Annotated in this window: 24 protein-coding genes; 8 read left to right on the forward strand and 16 right to left on the reverse strand. The window is 34.3% G+C overall.

What is annotated here, in order from left to right:
* Positions 1 to 78: 78 nt before the first annotated feature.
* On the forward strand, positions 79 to 261 hold the full coding sequence (locus Q4Q55_RS02705; protein ID WP_296881231.1) for a MarR family transcriptional regulator: 183 nt from the start codon (positions 79 to 81) through the stop codon (positions 259 to 261).
* A gap of 74 nt (positions 262 to 335) precedes the next feature.
* On the opposite strand, the gene Q4Q55_RS02710 is transcribed toward Q4Q55_RS02705, so the two are convergent.
* Together Q4Q55_RS02710 and Q4Q55_RS02715 are read right to left on the reverse strand one after the other, a co-directional pair.
* Complete coding sequence (locus tag Q4Q55_RS02710; RefSeq protein WP_303371281.1) at positions 336 to 818, reverse strand: hypothetical protein; 483 nt, start codon at positions 816 to 818, stop codon at positions 336 to 338.
* 30 nt (positions 819 to 848) lie between these two features.
* Positions 849 to 1,403, reverse strand: a complete 555-nt coding sequence (locus Q4Q55_RS02715) for a YgjV family protein (protein ID WP_303371282.1) — start codon at positions 1,401 to 1,403, stop codon at positions 849 to 851.
* 36 nt (positions 1,404 to 1,439) lie between these two features.
* On the opposite strand from Q4Q55_RS02715, the gene Q4Q55_RS02720 reads away from it, so the two are divergent.
* From Q4Q55_RS02720 to Q4Q55_RS02730, 3 genes are read left to right on the forward strand one after another with little or no spacing between them, the layout of a single operon-like run.
* A complete protein-coding gene (locus Q4Q55_RS02720) occupies positions 1,440 to 2,006 on the forward strand; it encodes a hypothetical protein (RefSeq protein ID WP_303371283.1) in 567 nt (188 codons plus the stop codon).
* Positions 2,007 to 2,017: 11 nt separating this feature from the next.
* Complete coding sequence (locus Q4Q55_RS02725) at positions 2,018 to 2,629, forward strand: GNAT family N-acetyltransferase (protein ID WP_303371284.1); 612 nt, start codon at positions 2,018 to 2,020, stop codon at positions 2,627 to 2,629.
* Positions 2,574 to 3,365 (forward strand): flavodoxin family protein, encoded by a 792-nt coding sequence (locus Q4Q55_RS02730; RefSeq protein WP_303371285.1) that lies wholly within the window; start codon positions 2,574 to 2,576, stop codon positions 3,363 to 3,365. The genes Q4Q55_RS02725 and Q4Q55_RS02730 overlap by 56 nt, the downstream gene beginning before the upstream one ends.
* 317 nt (positions 3,366 to 3,682) lie before the next feature.
* Here Q4Q55_RS02730 and Q4Q55_RS02735 read toward each other — a convergent pair whose 3' ends face one another.
* From Q4Q55_RS02735 to ung, 4 genes are read right to left on the reverse strand one after another with little or no spacing between them, the layout of a single operon-like run.
* Complete coding sequence (locus Q4Q55_RS02735) at positions 3,683 to 3,943, reverse strand: hypothetical protein (RefSeq protein ID WP_303371286.1); 261 nt, start codon at positions 3,941 to 3,943, stop codon at positions 3,683 to 3,685.
* 12 nt (positions 3,944 to 3,955) lie between these two features.
* A complete protein-coding gene (locus Q4Q55_RS02740; protein ID WP_303371287.1) occupies positions 3,956 to 6,424 on the reverse strand; it encodes a glycosyltransferase in 2,469 nt (822 codons plus the stop codon).
* Positions 6,425 to 6,439: 15 nt separating this feature from the next.
* A complete protein-coding gene (locus tag Q4Q55_RS02745; protein ID WP_303371288.1) occupies positions 6,440 to 7,684 on the reverse strand; it encodes a polysaccharide pyruvyl transferase family protein in 1,245 nt (414 codons plus the stop codon).
* Positions 7,685 to 7,733: 49 nt separating this feature from the next.
* The gene (gene ung / locus Q4Q55_RS02750) at positions 7,734 to 8,393 is read right to left on the reverse strand and encodes a uracil-DNA glycosylase (RefSeq protein ID WP_303371289.1); all 660 of its coding nucleotides are present in this window, start codon (positions 8,391 to 8,393) and stop codon (positions 7,734 to 7,736) included.
* A gap of 440 nt (positions 8,394 to 8,833) precedes the next feature.
* On the opposite strand from ung, the gene Q4Q55_RS02755 reads away from it, so the two are divergent.
* Positions 8,834 to 8,980 carry a hypothetical protein gene (locus tag Q4Q55_RS02755; RefSeq protein WP_303371290.1) on the forward strand — a complete coding sequence of 49 codons (147 nt, stop codon included), beginning with the start codon at positions 8,834 to 8,836 and terminating at the stop codon, positions 8,978 to 8,980.
* 428 nt (positions 8,981 to 9,408) lie between these two features.
* Here Q4Q55_RS02755 and Q4Q55_RS02760 read toward each other — a convergent pair whose 3' ends face one another.
* Positions 9,409 to 9,864 carry a GNAT family N-acetyltransferase gene (locus Q4Q55_RS02760; RefSeq protein ID WP_303371291.1) on the reverse strand — a complete coding sequence of 152 codons (456 nt, stop codon included), beginning with the start codon at positions 9,862 to 9,864 and terminating at the stop codon, positions 9,409 to 9,411.
* Positions 9,865 to 10,329: a pyridoxamine 5'-phosphate oxidase family protein gene (locus Q4Q55_RS02765; RefSeq protein ID WP_303371292.1), complete on the reverse strand. Its 465-nt coding sequence runs from the start codon at positions 10,327 to 10,329 to the stop codon at positions 9,865 to 9,867.
* A 36-nt stretch (positions 10,330 to 10,365) separates the two neighbouring features.
* Here Q4Q55_RS02765 and Q4Q55_RS02770 point away from each other — a divergent pair, with 36 nt between their 5' ends.
* Positions 10,366 to 10,839 carry a GNAT family N-acetyltransferase gene (locus Q4Q55_RS02770; RefSeq protein ID WP_303371293.1) on the forward strand — a complete coding sequence of 158 codons (474 nt, stop codon included), beginning with the start codon at positions 10,366 to 10,368 and terminating at the stop codon, positions 10,837 to 10,839.
* A 5-nt stretch (positions 10,840 to 10,844) separates the two neighbouring features.
* Here the strand turns inward: Q4Q55_RS02770 and Q4Q55_RS02775 are convergent, their stop codons facing one another.
* Complete coding sequence (locus Q4Q55_RS02775) at positions 10,845 to 11,249, reverse strand: tetratricopeptide repeat protein (protein ID WP_303371294.1); 405 nt, start codon at positions 11,247 to 11,249, stop codon at positions 10,845 to 10,847.
* A gap of 59 nt (positions 11,250 to 11,308) precedes the next feature.
* Between Q4Q55_RS02775 and Q4Q55_RS02780 the strand changes: the two genes are divergently transcribed.
* Complete coding sequence (locus Q4Q55_RS02780) at positions 11,309 to 11,956, forward strand: hypothetical protein (protein WP_303371295.1); 648 nt, start codon at positions 11,309 to 11,311, stop codon at positions 11,954 to 11,956.
* Here the strand turns inward: Q4Q55_RS02780 and dtd are convergent.
* The 5 genes from dtd to Q4Q55_RS02805 are packed head-to-tail and all read right to left on the reverse strand — an operon-like array spanning position 11,953 to position 15,543.
* On the reverse strand, positions 11,953 to 12,390 hold the full coding sequence (gene dtd / locus Q4Q55_RS02785) for a D-aminoacyl-tRNA deacylase (protein WP_303371296.1): 438 nt from the start codon (positions 12,388 to 12,390) through the stop codon (positions 11,953 to 11,955). The genes Q4Q55_RS02780 and dtd overlap by 4 nt on opposite strands.
* A 10-nt stretch (positions 12,391 to 12,400) precedes the next feature.
* Positions 12,401 to 12,871 carry a hypothetical protein gene (locus Q4Q55_RS02790; RefSeq protein ID WP_303371297.1) on the reverse strand — a complete coding sequence of 157 codons (471 nt, stop codon included), beginning with the start codon at positions 12,869 to 12,871 and terminating at the stop codon, positions 12,401 to 12,403.
* A gap of 8 nt (positions 12,872 to 12,879) precedes the next feature.
* Positions 12,880 to 14,019 (reverse strand): toxic anion resistance protein, encoded by a 1,140-nt coding sequence (locus tag Q4Q55_RS02795; RefSeq protein WP_303371298.1) that lies wholly within the window; start codon positions 14,017 to 14,019, stop codon positions 12,880 to 12,882.
* A 9-nt stretch (positions 14,020 to 14,028) separates the two neighbouring features.
* Positions 14,029 to 14,631, reverse strand: a complete 603-nt coding sequence (locus Q4Q55_RS02800) for a zinc ribbon domain-containing protein (RefSeq protein ID WP_303371299.1) — start codon at positions 14,629 to 14,631, stop codon at positions 14,029 to 14,031.
* A 12-nt stretch (positions 14,632 to 14,643) separates the two neighbouring features.
* Entirely contained in the window at positions 14,644 to 15,543 is a 900-nt protein-coding gene (locus Q4Q55_RS02805; RefSeq protein WP_303371300.1) for a hypothetical protein, read from the reverse strand.
* Between the two features lie 122 nt (positions 15,544 to 15,665).
* Between Q4Q55_RS02805 and Q4Q55_RS02810 the strand changes: the two genes are divergently transcribed.
* Positions 15,666 to 16,187 (forward strand): nitroreductase family protein, encoded by a 522-nt coding sequence (locus tag Q4Q55_RS02810; protein WP_303371301.1) that lies wholly within the window; start codon positions 15,666 to 15,668, stop codon positions 16,185 to 16,187.
* 9 nt (positions 16,188 to 16,196) lie between these two features.
* On the opposite strand, the gene Q4Q55_RS02815 is transcribed toward Q4Q55_RS02810, so the two are convergent.
* Both Q4Q55_RS02815 and Q4Q55_RS02820 read right to left on the reverse strand, forming a co-directional pair.
* The gene (locus Q4Q55_RS02815; RefSeq protein ID WP_303371302.1) at positions 16,197 to 17,150 is read right to left on the reverse strand and encodes a malate dehydrogenase; all 954 of its coding nucleotides are present in this window, start codon (positions 17,148 to 17,150) and stop codon (positions 16,197 to 16,199) included.
* A gap of 128 nt (positions 17,151 to 17,278) precedes the next feature.
* Entirely contained in the window at positions 17,279 to 19,165 is a 1,887-nt protein-coding gene (locus Q4Q55_RS02820; RefSeq protein ID WP_303371303.1) for a hypothetical protein, read from the reverse strand.
* Positions 19,166 to 19,253 lie beyond the last annotated feature (88 nt).

A 19,253-nucleotide genomic window follows, 5' to 3' on the forward strand; every position in this document is an offset into this window, starting at 1 on the left:
TTATTTAATTAATATTTTGGTTTGAAACATATATAAAATTAAATATTATTTGAAACATACCATTATCAAGGTGATATCATGGATGACAAAGAAAAAGTAATTGAAGCATTCAGAAACTCAGAAGATCCACTGAACGCCAAGAAAGTAAGTGAACTTTCAGGCGTTGAGAAAAAAGAAGTCGACAAAATAATGAAAGAATTGAAAAAAGATGAAACAATCGTTTCTCCAAAAAGATGTTATTGGACATTAGCCGACAAATAACTAAAAAAAATCCATCACCATTTCATTTTTTGATATTTCAAAAAAGAAGTTTAAGGACAATAATCTGTCCCTAACTAAGTATTATCTGTTTCATTGGTTGTCAGATTATTCAATACTTCAGTTGCATTGACTTGTTTAACATTATTCAGTTTGTTGAATTCCATCAGATTCTGGAATGTTGTGGTGAAATCATGATTATTGCCCTCTATGGCATTCCATGATTCTACGATGTATTTTTGACCGTCAACTTCTATTATTTCAATAGAGCCTTTTTCACTGAGTTTTTCATCAACAAAATTGAATGTCTCATTAGTACCGTTATATACTGAATATCCATATTCTGTATCGTTTTTAAGATAGTCTTCTGCATCATATTGAGTATAATTAATTATTGCAAAGGTCTGTTCAGGTTTTTTGCTGGAATCGTATTTTATGTAAACTCCATTGCCGACATCGTCAAAATCATCAGGAAGGGTGAAATAGACTGCATTAGCCGCACAGACACAACCTACCAAAAACAGACTCAAGATTAAACAAACTGCAATCTTTTTTATCATGTACTTTCCTCCTAATTAATAATATTCAAATTAATCATATTTAAGATTAGCTTTTTCGTCATGGATTAGTTTAATCAGAGAGATTAAACCTATTGAAGCAGTTATTATTTGAATTATCAATGAAGCAAAATCATATATCGCAAAGAAATATACTATATAAATCGTAATATTTACAATGAAGCTTGTTTTTATTGCCTTGATTGATTTTAGATAATAGTTACAGATTGTAAGCTGAACAATACCGACAATAGGTAAAAGACCAATTATTCCCATGGTATTTACCATCAAACCGAAAACCATTGCAAAGACTGTAAACAGCACTGTCCATGTAAACGTCAATTTGTCCTTGTAGACCATCATGTTTCTTGTAGCTGCAATTCCCATGGTTGTCACCCCTGTCCAGGACAAAAAGAAAACGGAAGAAATCGTTAATATGAAGCTTTCCAGAAACTGGTATTTGTATGCTTCCTTTTCATCATTGACAATACAGCTTATCAAAAGAAAAATTCCGGCAATCAATGAAATTCCATTACCTATGATAATGTTTATCGGCAGATTCATCACTACTACATTGTTTCTAATCAATTAAATATATTATCTTTGAAATTCAAAATTAATTTAATGGAAATCACAGCAGAGGAAATGAAAAAATCGATTGAAAGAATTTACCGGAGACTTGATGAAGTTTCACCTGTTGATTTTGACTGCGGAAAGTTGTGCGGTGAGGTGTGCTGCGTTTACGACAAGGACAAAACACACACAGAAGAACTTGTTTTATATCTCCTGCCGGGTGAAGAGCTGATGTATGAGGACAGTCCGGATTTTGAGCTTTACTATATGGATTCAAGCGAAATCAGATATCCCCACTCCTGGAAGGATAACATTTATCTTGTGAAGTGCACAAATCCTCCAGAATGCGACAGGTCAATCAGACCGATTCAGTGCAGGACATTCCCATTGGTTCCACACATCTCCAAAAATGGTGAATTTCACCTTCTTTTGGATGAAACCGAATTTCCCTATGTATGTCCCATCATAAGAGACCATATCAAACTTAATGAGGATTTCATAAAAGTCACATATGAAACTTGGATGATGCTGATATCAAATCCTTTGGTTTATGATTTGGTGAATATGGACTCTAAACAAAGAGACAAAAGAACCAAAAGCTACAAGATTATTATTTAAGTGTGAGTCAGATGAATATTCGATTAGAAAAGCCAGAAGATTATTTGGAAGTTGAAAATATGGTTAGAAATTCCTTTTGGAACATATATCGACCAGGTGCCTTTGAACACTACATCGTGCACAGATTAAGGGAGGATGAAAGTTTCATCCAGGATTTGGCATATGTCATTGAATGCAATGGCAAAATTATTGCACACATCAATTATTCCAAAGGCAAACTAGATTTTGAAAACGGAAAATCAATGGATGTAGTCGTTTTAGGTCCGATTGCAATTGACAAGGACTATCAAAACATGGGTTATGGAACAAAATTAATAGAATTCACATTAAATCTAATTGACAATAAAGACATTCCATTCGTTTTCGTCATAGGCGATGAGAACTACTATCAAAGATTCGGATTTGAAAGTGCATCCAAATATAAAATCCATCTCGACGGAACAGACAAAAGCGAAGAATGCCCTTTTTTCATGATCAAAATATTCAATCATGACATGGAGCTGTATGAAGGAACATTCACAAATCCTGAAGTGTTCAATGTAGATGAAAGAGAAGTGGATGAATTTGATGAAAAATTCGAATACAAACAAAAAAGAGTTATTGAAGGACAATTGCAGATGTGATATGATGAAATATTTAATTATTAACGGATCTCCAAGAAAGAAGAACACATGGAAAATTGTTAAACAAATTAAAAAGAGTTTAGATGGAGAATTTGAAGAGATACATCTAATCAAACAGAAAATACCAATGTGCAATGGATGTTACAAGTGCATTGAAGAAGGTGAAAGCAAATGCCCTCATTTTGATACAATCAATCCAATATTGGAAAAAATCAGGTGGTGTGACGGTCTCATTGTCACTTCACCGGTGTATGCAATGAACGTGACAGCACTCCTTAAGAACTTTTTTGACCATACTGCATATATCCACCACAGACCTGAGTTTTTTGATAAAAAGGCAATGGTTGTGGTATCAACCGCAGGAGCAGGCCAAAAGAAAGTAGCCAATTACATCGATGAGACATTAAGGCACTGGGGAGTAAATAAAGTTTACAAGATACATATTGCATGCGGCGGAAAAGAACACCTCGAGACAAAAGACATTGACAAGAAGGCTAAAGAGTTTAACCGGGATGTCAAATCAAATAAACTTCACAGTCCAAAGTTCGGTGATGTCCTGTTTTATAATGTCTGGAGGGCAATGGCATTAATGGAAATCCCAATTAAGGCAGATAAAGAGTTCTGGTTTGCTACAGGATTAGTCAACCATGACTTTTCACCGAAAGTGAAGCTGAATATAATAAAAAAGATTTTTGCAAAATTCATGTTTTTCATATTTAAAAGAGTTATAAAATAATTTTAATAAGTTGAATGGCTTCTTACAGTACAATTAAATCATTTGACAGATACAAAGAATTGCCTAATGATTTCAAATACAATTATGCACAGGCTTGAAATTTTTTTAGAGTACAATAATAACTCCTAAACGAGTCATTTTTGAAGTTTTTATTCAAAGCAAACAGATTCTCTGGAAATCCCGTTCATTATTGAAAAGAAAATCAGAAAATATTCATGTAAAACTAGGAATACTGGAAAGATACTGCCATCAGACGGATGCAGACATTGATTTAGATGAGATAATGAACAATCTTAATCTGGAATAACCTGAAGGGATTATTCGTAAAGCTGATTTTGAAGATATACTATCTTATTGTCCTTAGCAATAAGTTCCTGCTTTAAAAAGTAAAAATCATCCTTGTTTTTATCATATTTTTTATTAGCCTTATCCAAATCCTTTTGAGTCTTTTTAAGTTCCTTTTTCAAATCGGATATTTCCTTTTTATACTTTTTTTCCTTTTTAGATAGCTTTTCATATTCAGACTTATAGTACTTGTAGCTGTTGCTCTTATTTAATAACTTGTTCATTACGCTCATTAAAAACCACCATCATCTATACAAATCAATTCTAGAATCTCTATCCATGTCCTTTAAGTAAATGTCTTTAAATAAACTTTCCCATTTGTTGAATACAACATCAGCTGAGAAATTATCGATTACATGCTGTCTTGCATGATCGCCCATCTTTTGGGCTTTTTGCGGATCATCTAAAATCTTTATTAGTGCTTTGGACAATTCAGCAATGTTGAACTGCTCAACAACATAACCGTTAACGCCGTTGACGATTACATCGCGCGGACCGTAATTAATGTCATAGCTTACAACCGGCGTACGGTTAATCATTGATTCGAGAATGACAATAGGCAATCCCTCAATATTTGATGACAATACTGTTGCCGCTGATTTGTTCATCTCCTCATAAACGTTATCAACATGCCCCATAAATTTTATGGAATCGGTTATTCCAAGCTCTTCTGCCAAATTCTGCAATTTCTCTTTTTCTTTTATTTCAGTCGGATGCAATACCCGACCATATATCCTTAAAATTGCATTTTCATGTTTTTTAACAACATCTGCAAATGCTTCCACCAAGTGGGAAATGTTTTTGCGGGGAGCTATTGTTGCAAAGATTGATATCACATTATTCTCCTTTCCAAAATTCCTGTCTGACCTTTCAACATCCCTGTCGCTTATGAAGTTTGGAATAACAACAAAATTATCTGCACCGAACTCCTTTAAAAAGTCATTCCTGGCGGATTCCGTTAGAATCACTGAAGCGTCCTCATCTTCAAATTCTTCAAGCGATGCCAGATACCATCTGGTGCTTCCATAGCAGTACGGTTCATTATACGGATTGTTATGGGAAACACCAATCTTATAGGCAACATCAAAACTGATGTTCTTGATGCTCGGACTGACATTGGAACAGTCGCTTATGAGTATAGGCTTTTCAGATTCATTAAGACAGATTTCATTAACGAAATAATCCTCAAATTCTTCCAATTGATTAAATGTAATGTAATTATCGCAGAACCTATCAAAAAGCGTGACTTTCTTGTTTTCCTTGTTAATGTATAAATAATTGAATTGATCGGGAGTGTAGTAATATTCGCATTTGAATTTTCCCTTGCTATAAACTTTCTTCAAAGCCCTGTAGCCGGAAATGTAGAGTTCCTCCTTAACCAGATTTCTTTTAACGCATTCCTTTAACGTTTTGCAATCATAATATTTAATTATGCTTGAATCATCGGAGTTTTCTTTTGATATGCAAACATATCTTTCATCATACTCTATTTCAGAATCAATGTCAAAATCCAAAGTATTCTTTTGTGAATAATAGTCATATATATTGATTGAAGGAATATTCCGGTTCAGATTTCCCAGGTTATAGTGGTTTTCCAATATATATTTAAAGTTCTTCAGTGGAGTGATGTTAAGGGTGACTACATTGTATCCGTGCTCATAAAAAAGATTCGCTTTGTCAAAGGACGCTTTAAGAAGACCATGCATCTCTTCATTCAATCCTCTGGACAATGTGAATATTGTCCTGTTTTTAATATCTGAACTGGAGATATTGGAAGAATAATCTTTTGAATAGATTGCCGCTTTTAGAATGTCATTGGAATGAATCAGATTTAAAAAGTCTTTTAAGTCACTGTCGCAATGAACTTTTCTTTTATACAGTTCATCAAAAAGAAACTTGGCAAATCCAATCAAATCGATTTTGTCCAATATGCTTAAATCGGATGCAAGAAGCTGTCTTGACCACCCGTTTAACGGAATCAAAGAATGATGAACGAATGGAGTTCCAATTAATAATGAATATAGCTTTTTGAGATAATTGATGTGCATTGAAAATGATTTCTTATCACCCAAAACAGGACTTTCGCCAAAATCCGCCATATCAGATATTGGAGTGTCAATGACTCTTATCCTATCTGAGCTTAAGATGCACTGGTTGAGAAAGATTGTATCATGATTTTGCATATTCAGGAATCTGATGTCATTTTCTATTAGAACGTCTTTTCTGAATATTTTGTTTTCAAGAGAATCCAATATTTTGAATATGTTCTGACAGTCCGAAGGATTATCAATTTCAATCACATTATCCTTGAATGTTAAAAAATCCCAATTATTTTTAATTATTTCACCATCAGCTACATTGTTGAAGTTGGCTAAGACAAAATCGCAATCCAGAATATTATTATATAAAATTGAACAGGAGTTTTTCAACAGAGTGTTTTTGGGATTTAAAAACATTATGAAATCCGCTTTGGAATCCTCTATGCAAAAATTATAGTATTTGGACATGCTGCAATCAGTTTCACATGCTGGAATAACCTTGACATTGTCGTAATCATGCATCCATTTGCGGACAATCTTGTTTTGGGAATTGTTGTCAATGAAGATTATTTCAATATTTTCAAAGCCCAATGTCTGGTTTAAAATTGAGTCAAAGGTCTTCTCCAAATCAGCTTCATTGCCTTTAATAGGAATAATAATTGTGATTTTAGCCATTGTTTTCCCCTTAAGTTATTTGCGATTTTTTAATTTTCTGATTGGCTTTGTGATTTTCCAGCTGTTTGATGATTCCATTTGCTTAATGGTTTTTTCATGATCTGCAATTTTACGGTTCAACTCATCAATTGCATTTTGCTGATCTTTCACTTTCTTATTTAATCTCTCAACAGCTTCCTTTTGATTGTCATATTTTCTTTTTGTGTTTTTTAAATCAAAAAGGTCCTTTCTATAATTTTTAACTATGTCCTTAATGTATTTTCTTGTTTCAAATGCATTTCTGGACAATATCAGAGAGTTCTTATCCAACAGCTCCTTGTATGATATGTCAGTGTAGCATGAATCATTGACACAACCGGTAAACTTCTCGCATCTTTTTATCAGATCCTTTCTGATTTTAAGATAGTCCTTTGGGTTTTCGGGAGGGTTGTTGATGTCAAAGATTTTTGAATAATTTTTACTGTAATCCTCAAATGTCGCCTCATGCAGCAGCTCACTTATTCCGTCGAAGCGCTCCCTCATCACATCATTGTTAATCATTAAAACAGGTGTTTTCAATGCCAGTGAAGGAAGTGCACAGTGCATTCTGTCAGTGATTACGCATTTGGCGTTTTCATATATCCTTAAAAGGTTTTCAGCCATGAAAAACTTCTCTTCATGATTATAGAATGAGGATAATGTATAAATTGATTTGGGCATTGTTTTGGGATATGCCTTTTTAAATGAAGGAATCAAGTCCTGATAGATTACATATATTTCAGTGTCTGTTTTCTGCTTTAAGAACGGTAAAATTTCATTTGGATTGTCGACGCTTAGAACTATATATTCATGCTCATCTGAGTCAATCTTTTTAGCGCCTGAATCAAGCGTCAATGTCAGACATCCTGTGTAGAATGCATCTATCCCATTTTCATTCAGGAAATTGACAGTATGATGGTCCCTGCATCCTACAGGACCATGCTTTTGGAAAAATTCCTTGCTTTCATCGGTTAGAACAGCATCTCTTCGGGCATCGGTTCTGGTTGTGAAGTGCATTGAAATGAGCAATGGATCAATGTTTTCGGATGGGGGCCATGCCTTATCACAGTCAAGATACCATGCATTCATAATCATCTTGACATCACTGCCCTCATCAAATCTTTCCAATTTTTCATGCTCTATATAATAATCTATTTTAGGTAAAAATCTTCTTGCGGCAATGCTTTGAACCTCATTACCTATGTTTGTGGTGTAATCATAGCTCATTAATCCGAATTTCATATCATCACATGTAAAGTTTTATTTTGGGAATATATAAAATTAACATCAATTACAATTTCCAATCAATTTCGTCTAAGTTATTTTCCTTTAAAAATTCATTAGCTAGTCTGAAATGGTTTGAACCAAGAAAGCCACGCCTTGCCGAGAAAGGTGAGGGATGGGAGGTTATTAAAACCAGATGATTTGGATTTGTAATAAGTTCCTTTTTCTTTTCAGCCTGTTTTCCCCAAAGCAAAAATACGATGGGTTTTTCATTGTCATTTAAAATCTTAATCACGTTATCTGTAAATGTCTGCCATCCGCATTTGCTGTGTGAGTTGGCATTGGCCTCTTCAACTGTCAGGACTGTATTAAGCAAGAACACACCCTGCCTGGCCCATCCTTCAAGGCAACCTGAGTCTGGAATCGGATATCCGTATTCGCTTTTGATTTCCTTGAATATGTTTTTTAGAGATCTTGGGATTGGTCTGCCGTCTGGGGTTGAAAATGCAAGCCCATGTGCCTGTCCCTTTTCATGATACGGGTCCTGGCCCAATATCACCACCCTGACATTGCTTAAGGGAGTCAATTTGAATGCATTGAAAATTTCATCATGGGGAGGATAGACTGTTTTGCTTTTGTATTCCTCTTCAATAAAATCCATGATTTTTAAAAAATAGTCCTTTTCAAATTCATCGCCAAGTGCAAAATCCCAGTCATTTCCTATCATGAAAATTAATTTGTTGGTTAATCTATATATATCTTGAATTAAGTCAATGAAAAGAATAATAAGGAAGTGTAAAAATATTAAAAAGATATTGCATCATTTTGAATTAATTCATTTAACTTATTATTTTATGTGAAAAATGTCATCGGAAAATCATGATTTCTGAGTAATTTAAATGCAATCACATCAAAATATAATATAGTTAATAAAATCGTTGCGGTAAAAACAAACCCCAACGGAATAGCAACTTACAAGGCTTCAACTCTAAACAAGGAAACACACAAGATTGTCATTTCAAACATCAACAGCAAATATTCCACAAAAAGCGTCACTTCCTATGCTGTTATAAAACAGGACCCATTAGTTTATAAAAGTTATCCTGCTGCGATAAATTACATTGAGCTGTTTACAGTAATATAAAACTTAAAAACACCAACAAATACATGGACAATATTGTGTTATCCATTAAATTCTATACTAGAAGCAAATACATAACATTAATACTTGTTACGGGTTATGATTCTGACGACAAGCAGCACGGCGTATTTATCATAGCAATGACAAATTTAGTGTCGGAACCCACAAGGTAGTAATAACAGCGGTTAACAAAAATTACAAATTGAATTACATCACCAAGCTTGTTGTTAAGAAATCCGCTAAAATATATATGAACTTTTTTTTTGAAGTTCATATCATTTTTTAATTTTTTTAGGACAACCTTTATATACTCGTTTTAACATTATTAATAATAGTGATAAAATTTAGGTTTACCTAAATTTTCATTACTAATTCCGATTGCTATTAAATTTGAAAAACAATTTAATATGGCATATAACTACTCTCAAGAAATTAAATATGGTTTTAACCTATTTAATTTCATTATAAAAAAAAATGAATGTGATATTATGGCAAACGAGATAAAAAAAGCAAAATGTTGCACTGCAGATACAAAAAAAGATAAGAAAGAAAAAGGGATTCTGCAGAAGTTATGGTGTTTCTTTTTCGGATGCAACTGTCATTAATTCTTTAAAGCCAAAAACTCAAAATGTTCAATTCCATCTTCCAGATAACACTCTGAAACCTTTTTGAAACCTAGACTTTCATAAAACTCACACAGATAAGCCTGACCTGAAAGTCTGATTCTATTTTTACCCAAATCATTGAATATGAAATCCATGGCCTTCCCCATCATTTCACGGGACAAACCTTTGCCCCTATTGGATTTTTTCACGATAACCCGTCCAATAGCCATATCATCAAAAGATACATTCTCGGGAAGGATTCTCAAAACAGCTATGACTTCACCATCATCTTCAGCAAACAAATGATAAGCAGATTGATCTTTACCGTCAAGGTCCTGATAGGGACAGTCCTGTTCTACAACAAAAACTTCAGCCCTCAACTGTAGAATACCATAGAGCTCATCAAGGGTCAATTCATCAAATTTCCTGAACTTCCAGATAATGTCAATCACCTATTTTTCCTTAACGATTTTTCCGCTCATATGCTCAATGGTGATTTCAAAGACTTCAGTCTTATCCAGAAGTCTGTCTATTTCATTTACAGTATCCTCATGGGTTGGGAAGAACTTATCACCGAGACATGTTAATTTATCTATTTTTTCATCCCTGTCGCTTATGGTTTTGATTCTTCCAAACACAATCACGCTTTTGAATGTGTACCACCAGTCCGTTTTAACTCCCTTGCCCATCACACAGTATGATACCTTGTCATGTCTTTTTATTGCATCGTTTTTATGTCCCTTCATTGCGCCGTGAAAGTATATCTTGCCGTCAGTGTAAACATGACTCATGGGAAGTGAATAGGGATAGTCATCATCGCCAAGAAGCGCTAGGACGCCCCGAGGTTCATTTACCAATATGTCAATGCATTCTTCTTTAGACAGTTCCTGTTTTCGCCTTCTCATTTCTCGAAACATAATAATATATTTAGCAAAACCCATAAAAATAAATTTATGTCTAAGTTAACTTTTAAAAATGCAACAGAAGATGATGTGGGTTTGATATTGGAATACATTAGAAAACTTGCCGATTATGAAAAAAGATTGTATGAAGTGGTTGCAACCGAAAAAGAACTGAAAAAATGGATCTTTGATAAAAAACAGGCAGAAGTTATATTTGCACTTGAAGATGAAAAAGTGGTGGGCTTTGCCCTGTTCTTCCTGAGCTTTTCAACTTACATTTCAAATGTAAATCTGCATCTGGAAGACCTTTTCATTGACCCGGAATATCGTGGAAAGGGCTATGGAAAGGCATTGCTTAAAAAATTGGCGAAAATCGTTGTTGAAAGAGGATATGGAAGATTTGAATGGACTTGCCTTAGCTGGAACAAGCCAAGCATTGACTTTTACATCTCACTTGGAGCGGAACAGAAAGACTGGAACGTATTCCACCTTACCGGTGAGAATCTTGAAAAATTAGCAGGTTAAGATATCTAATTAATATCTTTCAACCTTTTAATCAAATCGCCTTTGATTTTATTGTTGGCGTCTATCTTTTGGATAGCTTCCTTTAAAACCTTTATTTCATTTTCAGTGTCGTTTTGACTATGGTAAATTTCAGCAAGTCCCAAATATGCTTCACCATTTTCAGGCATTATAACCAAAACCTTCTTATACAATTCAATTGCTTCACTTCCTGTGGCTTTTTTGGCCTGATTTATAATTTCTGAAATTTCTTTGGATTGATTAATCTGGTTTTCCATATTTTTGCTTAATTTTTTGGATTCCTTTGAATCTATTTTATCAAGAACATCAAAAATCTCATCCGCCTCATCCTTGCTGAAGTTGGAGCCAACTTCGCGATTGTCTTTTTTGTCTTTTTTGTTGAATATTCCCATATTAACTATTATCTTTTTAATGTTAAATAAATTAATATATAATGTAAGAGTTGATTCAAATGGCTGATGAGTTAAAAATGGAAACCAAATGCTATGATGCAAATGAATACGGCTATCTTTACGGATTGAACCGAAGGATACCTGATGAGGAATTCGAAAAAGTGAAAGATTATATGAGAGATTTCAGAAGAAAGGATTTTGTGGATGGCATCATCAAGGTCACCGGAAGGCCTGAAGGATACAGGTGTCTTGAAAAGGATGTTGCTAAAGTTGAGGAAATTCTTGGAATTGAAAATACCCTTGCAAAAAGGCAGGAAAAAATCAGAAAGGCATTTGAAGATCCTATTGCTAAAACAAATCTGAAGGACAAGGCATACGAATGGCTGAATACATTGTTTAAAAAAACAGGAACACATCCAAAACAGGACTTATCCCGGCTTGCTGTTCATTCAACTAAAATCTATGACCCTCAGGATTCATTTAAAAAGGGAGCCGAAAACGGTGAAGGGGAAATATTCATTTACACTCCTCACGGGATGTGGTATATAATCAACAACTGCGGACCCAACAGTGACACTTCAATAAATAATGTCGAATCCACTGATGGCGGTGCTATCGGTTACAGATTAATGTATGATGATACAGTTGATACTTTAATTAGAATTTACACTGAAGAAAATGAATATAGCGGTAAAAAGCTATATTAAAATTCTTTTTCAAGAAGGATTGTTACGGGACCGTTATTCAATAAGTTAACTTTCATGAATGCTCCGAATTCACCGGTTTCAACATCAACGTGTTGTTTGCACTGGTCTGTAAAATAATCAAATAATTCTGTGGCAATATCAGGATTCAGTGCCTTGTGAAATGACGGTCTGTTCTTTTTTGTTGATGCATACAATGTGAACTGGGGAACAAGTAACAATTTTCCGCCAATGTCCATTACAGAGCGGTTCATTCTTCCATTTTCATCAGGAAAAATTCTCAATTTCACCAGTTTTTTTGCAAGATAATCGGCTTCCCTAGTGGTGTCATCCACTCCAAAACCGACTAAAACCATCAGTCCCTCTTTTATTTTTCCAACAATTTCGCCTTCAACTTCCACACTGGCATCGCTTACTCTTTGAACAACTAGCTTCATGAAAATGACCTCAGAGAACGGATATTATTGCAAATATTATGAATATAGCTATTACGCAGCAACAGCATTCTTTCCAATTCGAATCCTTATTTTTAACTTTATTAACTGCATTGGATGCTCTTGAAGTTCCGTTGCCTGAATCAGATGATGATGCATTTGTTCTGTTGACTGTAGTGATTTTAGGAGTTTCATCCAAATCATATACATCAAATAGCTTTATTGCCACCATAACGGATCTTATTAAAGCTATGAACATTGCCAAGGCAATAATCCAAAGATAATAATTCGCCATAACCCCTGAAGGGAATGCTGATGAAGCTACGACATATAAGAAAAATGGCAGTTCATATGTTATTCCTTCCAGCATCCAGTTTTTGTTTGATGACTTGACGCCAATGTAAATAAAACCAAAACCCGGAAATGCTATTGTAAATGGAAAGAGAACCCACCAAGATTTCTTAATTTTATCAAAAGTATCCATAATATCAGTTATTCAAGTGCATTGTTGTTGGTTTCTAATTTTTCGACAACTTTCTGGCCTTCATCTGCCATGTCACTAAACATCAGTATTGTTTCTTTCATTTTAGGAAGTGCTTGTTGCTTGTAGTTACTTACATCTTCAATAGCTGAAATGGCTTCTGAAAATGAGGCTTTCAAAACATCAGGTGAAATCATGGTCTCTGCACTGTGCTTTTGAATCTCGCTTCCTTGTTCCTTAAGCATGTGTGATGTTGCTTCAATGATGTTTTCGGTTGTTTCGTTGAGTATGTTGATTTTATCCATTACGATTTTCTGGTCATACAATGCGCTTGCAACCATAACTCCAGTTCTTAGAGCTGATACTGTTACATTTTTAGCTCTGTTTACTCCACGAATAAGTTCCTTATTGTTTCTTCTGATGACATTGAGTGATACGATTCCTTGCTGGTTAACAACAATCATCTGCTGCATGTCCATTATCCTTTGTCTTAATGGGAATAGTATTTCTTCACGTACAAATGCGATTTTATCCTGACTGATTCCTTGTATTTCAGCGTTTTGGATTTGCGCTTCTATTGATTCATCCATTTGCTTACCTAGTTCAATATCAGCCATGAGTTTGTTGGTCACTTCCCTCAGGTAGTTTTCTTCACTTAAAAGGGTTACATTATCATTTTGCAATACTTTACTGCTGTTATCAAGTGATTCAATAATGTTTGAGATTGCGGTTTCGGCCTTTTCATATTTGGCAAAGTATTTGCGAACAGGGTTCATGATATTTCCCAGAACACCTTTTTTTGCAAAGTCAACTTTGCTTGGGTCCAAATCTTTCATTTGTCTTTCCAATTCAGAGAGCTTATCTCCTATATTGTCAGCATCCTTGCCGCTTTTGCTTAAATCCACAAACCTTGTAGCCAGCATTTCATTTCTTTGGGATGATTTTGAAATGTCATCCATACCGAAGTTTTCCAATGGTCTTAGAATACTTTCTCTTGCGGTCGGATTGTTCAAATCGGTTTCAAATATTGCAATTGCATTTTCATTAGCTTTATCCTTAAGATTTGAATTTTCCAATTTTTCTTCTTCCTCTTTAAAGGTTGTTTCGACATCTTTTTTTATTTCATCTACATCAAGTGAAAATTCAGCCATTATATCACCTTACTTTGTATTGTTTTTATCAGGATTTTCGAAATTTAATTTATTTTTATCAACTTTTGCAGAAGTTTCCTTAATCACTTCATTCTCTTTTATAATTTGTACTTTTACAGAATCAACATCTATATACTTATAAGATGTATGATAACCTACTGAAAGACCATAATCCGCTTCATAATAAACATCAGCCAAACTTTGGATTTCCTGGCCTACCTCAGTATTATTTTCATCCAGATAGATTACCTTGACAATGTAGTCCTTTTGATTGGACGGAACTTTCTGAAAGAGGACTTCCACCCAGTAGAAGTAACTGTTGTCTGCACTATTATGGTTTCCATTTACATCAGTTATCGTGAATGAGAACTCTTTTGCTAGCTTGCTTAATCCGTCATCAGCCTGACCGTCATCACTGCCGCCCATTGAAAATATCAAAATACCTCCAACAATCAGCACGACAAATATTAAAACTAAAAAGATCTTGCCATTTGAAAATATTGAATTGGAGTCATTTCCACTGTCTTTATTATAAATGTGGCATCCGCAATTGAGACAGAAATTGGATTCATCAGGTATTTGTTTTCCGCATTTTGGACATTTCTTGGTCATTTTAATCTCCCTTCAGTTATATTCTTTTACAGAATCTATTAAGTTTTCCATATCATCTGCAAGGTTCTTGACATCCTCGCTGGATTTATCATCCGAACTAAGATTGATAACCAGTTCATTGATTAAATCTTCAATATGGTCAATGATTGATTTTAATGTATTTATTTTAGTATTAAGTTCATTTTTGACTCTTGGAGTATCTTCAACAGCCAATTGAGTAATATTTAATGCACTGTCCGCCTCATGATAAAACAAATCATGTGATTTGTCTATGGTTGTCATGAATCTGTCATAGGTTATCTGAGGAGGTTCAAAACATTTTTCTATCAGATCCCTTACAGCTATCTCCTTTGAATCGAATATCACTTTTAAATCCTCCACTTCATCAGCGTATTTTTTTAAGGATTTCAAACCCTCTTTAGGCATGTCTTTTTGGATTTCAGGAGTGCTGAACCTGGATTTGTTGGTTTGTTTTTTTGCATTGGCATCCTTGTATTGCTTTAGATTAAAAATGTAATACAGGTAAAGCAGCGGCAGGATTGCCAGAATCAGAATCAGAAACATTCCCATTCTGTTTCCTGTATAAAATACTGGAATTGCAATGCAGATTAAAATTGTATAGTACAGGCCCAAAATCCAGTAAAGTGAGTCATTTATTAGCATTACATCAGAATTACTTCCAACTCCTCTTTTTAATCTGATTTTTGAAGCTTCCTTAGAGTTCGGTGCATATTCCAATATTTCCTCATCATTCAATATGTGGGAATTCGGTTCTACGATAAATTTTAAACCGGATAATGTTTCGATACAATTGACCTGATTTCCATTAGCATCATAAACCTTCAGTCCATCATATTTTAATGGAGCTTTCAATCTGTTAATTTCTGCCATTTTTGAAGTATCGTCCACCATTTCGTATTCTCCAATAAGCAATATATAAGAATATATTAATGTCAATGCTTTTAAATATTTGTATTTAAATTGTTAATATACTTTTAATTGCAGAAATCCCAATATTATTATAGGTGATTAAATTGAATCTTATCGACATAATGCTTAAAAGACGCAGCGTTCGAAAATACAAAGATGAAGACATAACAAAAGACAAATTGGATAGCATATTGAAAGCTGGCCTTTTAGCACCAACCAGCAGAAACAGAAAGCCCTGCAACTTTCTGGTGGTCGAAAATAAGCAAACCCTTGAAAGACTATCCAAATCCAAAAAAACAGGTGCGGAAATGCTGGCAAGCTGCAGCAAGGCGATTGTTGTTGTTGCAAATACCATGATTTCAGACACATGGATTGAGGACTCATCAATTGCCCTGATATATATGCATCTGATGGCTTCAAGCATTGATGTTGGAAGTTGCTGGGTTCAAATACACTTAAGAAAAACAGGTGACGGTAAAGATTCAGAAGAAGTCGTAAAAGAAATTGTTGGAATAGATGATTACTTTAGGGTCGTTGGAATACTCGCTTTGGGAGTGCCTGACGATGAAGTTAAACCTCATACACTGGACGATATCGACAAAAGTAAAATTCATTTTTTAGTCTGATTTTACTTTTCAGTCCTCTTTCAATGCATCCATCACTTCTTTTGTAGTTTCCTTAACAACCCGTGAAGCTTCATAAAACCTTTCCTTTTCATATTCACTCATATGAATAGGAACGATCATTGCAATTCCGTTTTTTGATAAGACAGCCGGAACTCCCAGACAAACATCATGAACATCTTCTATTTCACCTTCAAGATATGTGCTGACTGTCAGAATTTTATGGCTGTCAGTAATCATAGTGGAAATCAGATTTGAAATAGCATATGACGGACCATACTCCGTTGCTCCTTTTCTGCTTATAATATTATTTCCGGCATTCCTAAGTCTGTTGATAAGTCTTTTTACATCAATATCCACTTCTCGAAGGAAATATTTCAATGGAATACCTCCGATAGTTGTTGAACTTAAAAGCGGAAGCATATGATCTCCATGTTCGCCGATAACCCTGGTATGGACTTCAGAACTGTTGATGTTTAAAAATTTGGAGATATATGTTTTTAATCTTAATGAGTCCAGGTGGCTTCCGATTCCAATGACTTTTTTCCTGTCGAAACCTGAATATTCCAATGCCACAGCAGTCATTATATCAACAGGGTTTGTTGCAATTAAAATAATTGAATCAGGAGCATGGATTGCAATCTGCCTTGCATATGCCCTTACGATTTTTGCATTTGGAACAGCCAAGTCCCTCCTGTTCATTCCTTCTTTTCTTGGATTTCCCGCTGTAATTAATACTATTGCGGAGTCTGCGATATCATTAAAATCAGAAGTAGGTGTCAGAACACAGTCAATGTCTTCTGCTGCTAATGCATCATACATGTCAAATGTTTCACCTTTCGCCTTATCGATACTTTGAGGTCTTGCAAACATGACAATTTCATCAACCGTATCCGCTCTTGCAAGGGTAAATGCTACATTTTTACCGATTATGCCGGTTGATCCTAAAATACTTACTTTTACCATATACTATTATATTCTCCTACAACATATATAAACTTATATTATTAGACAGATATATTAAACAAAATAAATCAATATTCTAAAAATTTTAAAAAATAATAATGAAGATATTAATTAGTATAAGTAATCGTTTAACTAACTACTTCACGAGTATTGTGAGAATACCAATTAGGAGCCATGCTATAATAATATGAATTGATTTTATTTATCGTATATTTGGACAGGTCATAATTCAGTCTGACAATTAAACCGTCATCATAGTTTTTATAAAACCTTGTCTTCATATAACCAACAGACAACCATTTTGAAGGAATATTATAATAACTTCCATAAGAATTGCTTACCAGAACATATTTGCCGTTAGGGCTGATGTCTAAAATGGACACATAATGATTTTTAGTATGAAATACCAATGTGCAGCCACCCTTAGCAAGTTCCTTTAATGCATTGTCAAAAGTATTTCTATAAAAATATGTGCAATTGAAATTATTCCGATTCAATGTTTTAATCATGTCCCTGCATGCAGTGCCGTCCTGTCTGGTCGTATGTGAGTAAATTGCAATGTATTTTTCCGTCAGGTAATTCTTCAATACCTGACTGCACATGCTGCATGATGTAGGTCCGCAAGTAAATGAGGTATCCTGACTGTCCCTAACTTCATAGTACTTATAGGATTTTCCTTTCAGCGAGACAGTGACATAGCTTGGCCAATAATTTAGCTTATTTGCACTAACCAATATTCTGTTAATCTCCTTTTCAATCACATTCCATTTTTCCCTTTTAACTATGTAATATGTATTCGGGTGAGATTTTGTTTTAAAGAAAGTGTATTTGGGCAGTTTATTATGCAAATACAAACAGTGACTGTCTCTTGTTAAAACTTCTCTATACTGGGCTTTTGTAAGCGTATAAGTCCCGCTGGCATCTGCCCAGACATAGTTTCCAGGCATCACATCAATGTCCGGAAGTCCGCCTTTAAGAGGAATGACCTCTCTTTGAGGATCTTTAACGTTCAAATCATAACAGTTCATTATTTTAGAAACGTAGTATCTGCCTGAACTAACTACCACAAGATATTTTTTCGCATCCATCTTAGGTTTGAAAACAACCATTCCATCCGAATTGGTCTTTTTGTAGAATATTTTATTGCCAATTTTAATCTTAACTGTCTTCAAGGAGACTGATGCAGAAGAATCCTTTAGGGTAATCCTCAAATATCCATTTTTAAGCAGTTTGGAATTGATGATGCTCAATGAGGTATGCTGATTAACATAAAAACTTACCTTTTTGGCGGTGCCTGCATAGTACTTATCCCCTTTGAACTTACAGTAAATCGAATAAACCGCATACTTTGAACTGTAAATTTTAATGGCTGCACGCCCGTTCTTATTTGTGATTCTTGAATAGGTTTTTCCGTTCAGTTTCAAAGTGAGTTTTTTGCCAGAAACGCCATTTCCGCTTAAGTCATTAAGGTAAACATAATAATGATTCTTATTTAAAACAAAGTTAGTGAAATGATTGATTCTTGTGGAAATCCTTGACACCTTGATATTAAACGTTTTTGATTTGGAATTATATTTATCGTCACCGGCAAATGAAATGGTGAGCTTATAGCCTTTTGCAGGCAAATTTATATTAAGATTGGCAACACCCCTGGAGTTTGTTTTAATATGCATTGTCTTTTTGTTGATGCTGACCGTCAGATTCTTTGATTTAAGCATATTTCCACTACTGTCTTTTAAATATATGCTTAATGAATCCTTACTTTTTACATTGCATGATTTGATTGAAATTATAGGGGAGGATTTAACGATTTCAGAGTCATTATCTGATTTTAACAAATTTGTTGAATTATCAGACAGTTTCTCATGCTGCAGTTCAAGATATTCGGCATCGTTAAAAGCCAACTTATAATCAGATGAATTCATATATGTTGAATTAACATCACTGGCGCCAACAACCCCAATCAATGATAAAAAAAGAATTAAAATAATTATTGCTTTAAATCTATTATGCATATCTACACCTAAAGATATATTTTTATGGCATAGCTATTAAAATTAATTGAAAAAAAATAAGTAATAAGAAAATTATAATATTTTTAAT

Origin of the sequence: Methanobrevibacter sp. (assembly GCF_030539555.1) — an archaeon.
Lineage (GTDB): Archaea > Methanobacteriota > Methanobacteria > Methanobacteriales > Methanobacteriaceae > Methanocatella.